Here is a 5,622-nt window from a genome sequence, read left to right as displayed (position 1 = left end):
CGGATCACCATGGCCACCATGCCGTGGGAGTACTCCGACGGCGGCGAGTACGTGGTGCCCAAGCCCGGCGACGCCGAGCGGGTGTTCTCGCTCATCCGCGACGACGTCGCGCTCGACGGCAAGGACCGCAAGCCGAAGGCGGAGCGGAAGTCCGCCGACCCGGCCGCGCCCAGCGGCGAGATCGCGGTGCGGGTGCGCAACGGCACCCGCACTCCCGCCCTGGGGCCGGTCAACGGACGCGCCGCCGTCATCACCGGTGAGCTGCACCGGCTCGGCTTCACCCGGGCCGTCGCCGACCCGACGGCCGCCTCCCAGGCGGACACCACCCTGTCGTACGCGCGCGAGGACCAGCACGGGGACGCCCTGGCCGTCGCGAAGGCCCTCGGCCTTCCGGAGCGGGCCGTACGGCGCTCGGCCGGGACCGAGGGGATCGTCCTGGTGATCGGCGCCGACTGGCGCGCGGGGAACGCCTACCCGCCGGCCGCGGCCGGCGCCGCGAAGGACCCGGACGGCGACGAGCGCAAGGCCCCGGAGAGCGCGGAGGCGCTCAACGGCGAGAAGAAGGACTGCATGGACGTGAACCCCGCCCACACCTGGTGAGGAACGGCCGCGGGCCGCTCCCGCACGCGCGGGAGCGGCCCGTGACGGCGTGGACGCCGCTCCGGTCAGCCGCCGGTGACCACCGGTTCCCGGCGGCTGGCCTTCACCTTCTCCGCCAGCTTGCGCGGGCTGGTCAGGAAGCCCCAGCCCCAGGACATGTGCATGGTGGCCAGCGCGAGCGGGATCCGCACGCGCGCCCTCAGCGGCAGCCCCCGGCCCGCCGGGACGGACCCCGCGGTGATCGCCGCCAGGTAGCCCGCCGGGACGACCAGGCCCCACGGGGTGACCAGCGCGCCCACCACCAGGCCCGCCGCGATGGCGGCCACGGCCGCGGGCGGCGCCAGGTAGCGCAGGTTGATCGAGCCGGAGTGGTAGCGGGCCACCACGTGCCGCCAGCGGCCGTAGTCGCGGTACTGCCGGGCCAGGGCGCGCACGGTGGGCCGCGGGCGGTAGGAGACCCTCAGCTCCGGCGAGAACCAGATCAGGCCGCCGGCCTGGCGGATGCGGAAGTTCAGCTCCCAGTCCTGCGCCCGGATGAACTCCTCGTTGTAGCCGCCCTGCTGCTCCAGGACCTCGCGGCGGAAGACGCCCAGGTAGACGGTCTCGGCCTCGCCGGCCTCGCCACCGGTGTGGAACGCCGCGTTGCCGACGCCGATCCTGGAGGTCATGGCGGCGGCCACCGCCTTCTCCCAGTCGTTCTCGCCCTCGGCGTGCATGATGCCGCCGACGTTCGCCGCGCCGGTCTCCTCCAGCAGCCGCACGGCGGTGGCGATGTAGTTCGGCGAGAGCATGCCGTGGCCGTCCACCCGCACCACGATCGGATGGCGGGAGGCGGCGATGGCGGCGTTGAGCCCGGCGGGCGTACGACCGGTGGGGTTGGGCACCGTACGCACCCGCGGGTCCTCGCGGACCAGTTCCGCGGCGATCTCGTCGGTGCGGTCCTGGGAGGGGCCGAGCGCGATCACTACCTCCAGCTCACCGGCGTACTCCTGCTCCAGGATGTGCCGCACGGAGCTGCGCAGGTAGCGCTCCTCGTTGAGCACCGGCATGATCACGGAGACCGCGGGCGGCGCCGCGGCCGGGGAGGGGGATTCGGCTGGAGACGTCACCGGGCCACGGTACCGCGAACGGGTGACGCCCCCGCACGGCAGCCGGGTGGCGGAGGGCTCCCGGACGGCGTGTGACCGCGGTCCGTAGATCGTATGGGCCTATGTTGGCCGCTTCCCGGCCCCCACCGCCACGGAGGTGGTTCTCCGATGCCAGCTCGGTCCCGTCAGCGCGGTCGCCACGCCCGCCCCCGGCCCAGGCGGCGGGGCCTGTCCCGCTGGGGCGCCCGGGTGGTCACGGCCGTCTCGGCGATGGTGCTGATGACCAGCGGCATCGGCTACGCGGTGGTCACCGGGCTGGACACCCGGCTGGAACGGGTGGATCCCTTCCGCGGCCTCAGCCACCGGCCCAGGGCCGGCGACGGCACCAACTTCCTGGTCGTCGGCACCGACGACCGCGCCACCGTCACCCCGTGGGAGAAACGTGCGTACTCCCTGGGCGGCACCCCCTGCAACTGCACCGACACGATCATGCTGGTGCACCTCTCCGCCGACCGGGACCGTGCCAGCGTGGTGAGCATCCCCCGCGACACCTACACCGAGTTCCCCGAGCACACCGACCCGGTCACCGGGGAACGGCGCGCAGGCCACGCCGGGAAGATCAACGCCGCCTACGCGTACGGCGGCCCGCGCCTGACCGTCCGCACGGTCGAGGAGCTGACGGGGGTGCGCATCGACCACTACCTGGAGGTCGGCTTCACCAGCTTCATGCGGACCGTCGACGCCCTGGGCGGGGTTCCGGTGTGCACCACGCGGCCGCTCCGCGACAGCCGCAGCGGCCTCGACCTGCCGGCCGGCACCACCCGCCTGAACGGCGGTCAGGCGCTGCAGTACGTGCGCGCCCGGTACGTGGACGCCGCCGGCGACCTCGGCCGCATCAAGCGCCAGCAGCGCTTCCTGGCCTCCGTGATCGACGAGGCGACCCGGCGCGGAGTGCTGATGAACCCGGCCCGGCTCAACCGGATCGTCACCGCGCTGCTCGGCTCGGTGCGCGCCGACCCGGACTTCGGCACCGACGAGATGCTGGCCCTCGGCCGGGCGATGCGCGGCCTCACGGCGGCCTCCGCGGAGTTCGCCTCGGTGCCGGTGGCCGACCCCGACCGCAGCGTGCCGGGCGTCGGCTCGACGGTGGTCTGGGACGCCAAGGGCGCGGAGGAGCTGTTCGCGGCGCTGCGCCGGGACCGGCCGCTGACGCCCCGGACGGAGGCGGGGACGGAGACGGGCGCGAAGAACCCCGAGCGGCCGGGGGAGAAGGCGGGCCGGTCGGGGACGTCCCGCCCGTCCGGGCCCGCCCGGGTCGAGGTGGACCCGGCGCAGATCCGCGTCCAGGTCGAGAACGGCACACCGGTCGCCGGCCTCGGCCCGCGGGTGGACCGGGAGTTGCGCGCCACCGGCTTCGACACCACCGGCGTCCCCCGTACGGCTGGCCGGCAGGACGTACCGCGCACGGTCATCCACCACGACCCCGCCTGGAGGCGCTCGGCGCGCTCCCTGGCGGCCGCGCTCCCCGGCGCCCTGCTGCGGGAGACCGAGGGGCAGGGGCCGGTGCTGAGGGTCACACTCGGTGCGGACCACCAGCGGGTGCGGCCGGTGCGGGTGCGCCACGAGGAACCCGGGCACGAGGACCCCGGGCAGGGGGACGGCCACCGGGCCGGCCGGCCCGGTGACGGGCACGTCCCCGCGGTCACCGGCGACGAGGTGGTGTGTCCGTGACGGCGGGTCGCTCCCGGGCGGTGCCGGGCGGGCCGCCGTCACGGTCTTCCCGGTCTTCCTAGTCGTCGAGCATGCCCTCCGCCGCCCGCCGGTCGCGCAGTTCCTTGATGGCCCGGCGGCGGGCGAGCCGGTGGGTGCGCCGGATCTGCGCCTCCTGCCAGCGCCGCTTGTCCCGCTCGGTCTCGGGGATCACCGGCGGTACGGGCCGGGGCCTGCCGTTCTCGTCGACCGCGGTGAACACCAGGTAGGCCGAGGCCACCTGGGTGGCGGGCGTGGACTCGTTCCACCGCTCGGCCATCACCCGCACGCCGACCTCCATCGAGGTCCGGCCGGTCCAGTTCACCTGGGCCTTCACATGGACCAGGTCGCCGACCCGGACCGGCTCCAGGAAGACCATCTCGTCCATCGACGCCGTGACCGCCGGTCCGCCCGAGTGCCGTCCGGCCACCGCGCCCGCCGCGTCGTCGACCAGTTTCATGATCACGCCGCCGTGGACGGTGCCGAGGAGGTTGGTGTCATTGCCCGTCATGATGCGGGACAGGGTGGTGCGGGACACAGCGGTGGGCTTGCCCGGCAGTTCGTGGTGCTGATGAGCCTGGGCCTGAGTGGTCATGCCTCCAGCCTATGCGCCCCGTCCGGACCACTTCGCGCCGCATCGGCCGCAATGCGTCAGCTCTGCAACAGCCCCGCTCCTGTTTCGCCCCCGTCTGTGGCGCAACCGGGTGGAGGGGGCACACTGCCTTCCATGACTGACTGGCCCAACAGCGGCGGCCCCGGCCCGCATCCGGACCCGACCCGCGTCATGCCGACCACGCAGCGCGGCGGCCACGGCGGTGGCCACGGGGGCCGCGCGGATTACGACTCCGGTTACAACACCGGTCAGGTATACGCCGGTTCCGGCTACGGCGGCCCGGGCCGCCGCGGCGTGGTCCACGGCGATCCCGGCTACGGCGGGGCCTCCACCGTCGACTGGGGCCGTCGGATCAAGGTCGGTCTGATCACCCTCCTCGTCGTGGTCCTGGTGTGGTCGGTCGGCACCTACTTCTGGGCCGACTCCAAGCTGCGCCGCGAGGTCGACCTGAGCACGGTCGTCGACCGCCCCGAGAAGGGCGAGGGCACCACGTACCTGATCGTGGGCTCCGACAGCCGCGAGGGCCTGTCCGGCGAGGAGCGGAAGAAGCTGCACACCGGCTCGGCGGAGGGCAAGCGCACCGACTCCATGATCCTGCTGCACGTCGGCCCGGAGGGGAACACGATGATCTCCCTGCCGCGTGACTCGTGGGTCACCATCCCGGAGTTCCGGGGTTCCGAGAGCGGCAAGACCTTCCCCTCGCCCGGCGCGCGCAAGCTCAACGCGTCCTACTCCATGGACGGGGCGGCCCTGCTGGTGCGCACGGTCGAGTACAACACCGGCCTGCGCATCGACCACTACGCGGAGATAGGCTTCGGCGGCTTCGCCAAGATCGTGGACGCCGTCGGCGGCGTGGAGATGGACATCCCCCGCGACATCAAGGACAAGAACTCCGGCGCCGACTTCAAGAAGGGCCGTCAGACCCTCGACGGCGCCGAGGCCCTGGCCTTCGTCCGCAACCGCTACGAGGCGGGCAGCGACCTGGAACGCACCAAGAACCAGCAGAAGTTCCTCTCGGCCCTGGCCAACCAGACCGCCACCCCCTCCACGATCCTCAACCCCTTCAGGCTCTACCCGACGCTGGGCGCGGGCCTGGACACCCTGATCGTGGACAAGGACATGGGACTGTTCGACCTCGCCTCGATGTTCTGGGCGATGAAGGGCATTTCGGGCGGGGAGGGCACCTCGATGAACATGCCGATCGCCGGCAGCGCACCGCAGGGCTCGCTCCGGTGGGACATGCCGAAGGTCAAACAGCTCGTCGAGCAGCTCAAGAACGGCGAGAAGGTCACCGTCAGGGGCGACTGAACCCCGCCCGCGCGGGAACGCTGCCCAGTGCCATGTGAAGTGCGTGGGGCCCCGGACCGGACGGTCCGGGGCCCCACGCGCGCGTGGCGCGTCCCGCGCCCCGGCGCCCTACGGCAGGTTGCGGGCCATCACGATCCGCTGGACCTGGTTGGTGCCCTCGTAGATCTGGGTGATCTTGGCGTCCCGCATCATCCGCTCGACCGGGTAGTCGCGGGTGTAGCCGTAGCCGCCCAGGAGCTGGACGGCGTCGGTGGTGATCTCCAT

The 5,622-nt window shown here is 73.2% G+C and carries 6 protein-coding genes; 3 read left to right on the top strand and 3 right to left on the bottom strand.

Features of this window, described 5'->3' with window-relative positions:
* A partial coding sequence (locus VE546_RS19100; protein ID WP_324923932.1) for a LytR C-terminal domain-containing protein occupies positions 1-600 on the top strand: 600 nt, incomplete at its 5' end.
* 65 nt (positions 601-665) lie between these two features.
* On the opposite strand, the gene VE546_RS19095 is transcribed toward VE546_RS19100, so the two are convergent.
* Positions 666-1,709 (bottom strand): glycosyltransferase family 2 protein, encoded by a 1,044-nt coding sequence (locus VE546_RS19095; RefSeq protein ID WP_324923930.1) that lies wholly within the window; start codon positions 1,707-1,709, stop codon positions 666-668.
* Between the two features lie 147 nt (positions 1,710-1,856).
* On the opposite strand from VE546_RS19095, the gene VE546_RS19090 reads away from it, so the two are divergent.
* Positions 1,857-3,419 (top strand): LCP family protein, encoded by a 1,563-nt coding sequence (locus VE546_RS19090; protein WP_324923928.1) that lies wholly within the window; start codon positions 1,857-1,859, stop codon positions 3,417-3,419.
* A 58-nt stretch (positions 3,420-3,477) separates the two neighbouring features.
* Here the strand turns inward: VE546_RS19090 and VE546_RS19085 are convergent, their stop codons facing one another.
* Positions 3,478-4,032: an acyl-CoA thioesterase gene (locus VE546_RS19085; RefSeq protein ID WP_324923926.1), complete on the bottom strand. Its 555-nt coding sequence runs from the start codon at positions 4,030-4,032 to the stop codon at positions 3,478-3,480.
* Positions 4,033-4,164: 132 nt separating this feature from the next.
* Here VE546_RS19085 and VE546_RS19080 point away from each other — a divergent pair, with 132 nt between their 5' ends.
* The gene (locus tag VE546_RS19080) at positions 4,165-5,358 is read left to right on the top strand and encodes an LCP family protein (RefSeq protein ID WP_414720524.1); all 1,194 of its coding nucleotides are present in this window, start codon (positions 4,165-4,167) and stop codon (positions 5,356-5,358) included.
* 108 nt (positions 5,359-5,466) lie between these two features.
* Here the strand turns inward: VE546_RS19080 and VE546_RS19075 are convergent.
* The coding region (locus VE546_RS19075) for an acyl-CoA dehydrogenase family protein (protein ID WP_324923934.1) at positions 5,467-5,622 on the bottom strand (156 nt) is incomplete at its 5' end.

The sequence above is a fragment of the Streptomyces sp. genome (assembly GCF_035644915.1).
Lineage (GTDB): Bacteria > Actinomycetota > Actinomycetes > Streptomycetales > Streptomycetaceae > Streptomyces.
The sequence above is the reverse complement of the archived record's forward strand: the minus strand, read 5'-3'. Positions and strand labels throughout refer to the sequence as shown.

What these genes read in the sequence shown, in the direction of transcription:
- VE546_RS19090 (WP_324923928.1), top strand. Translation starts at nt 1,857, where the DNA reads ATGCCAGCTCGGTCCCGTCAGCGCGGTCGCCACGCCCGCCCCCGGCCC.
- VE546_RS19085 (WP_324923926.1), bottom strand. Translation starts at nt 4,032, where the DNA reads ATGACCACTCAGGCCCAGGCTCATCAGCACCACGAACTGCCGGGCAAG.
- VE546_RS19080 (WP_414720524.1), top strand. Translation starts at nt 4,165, where the DNA reads ATGACTGACTGGCCCAACAGCGGCGGCCCCGGCCCGCATCCGGACCCG.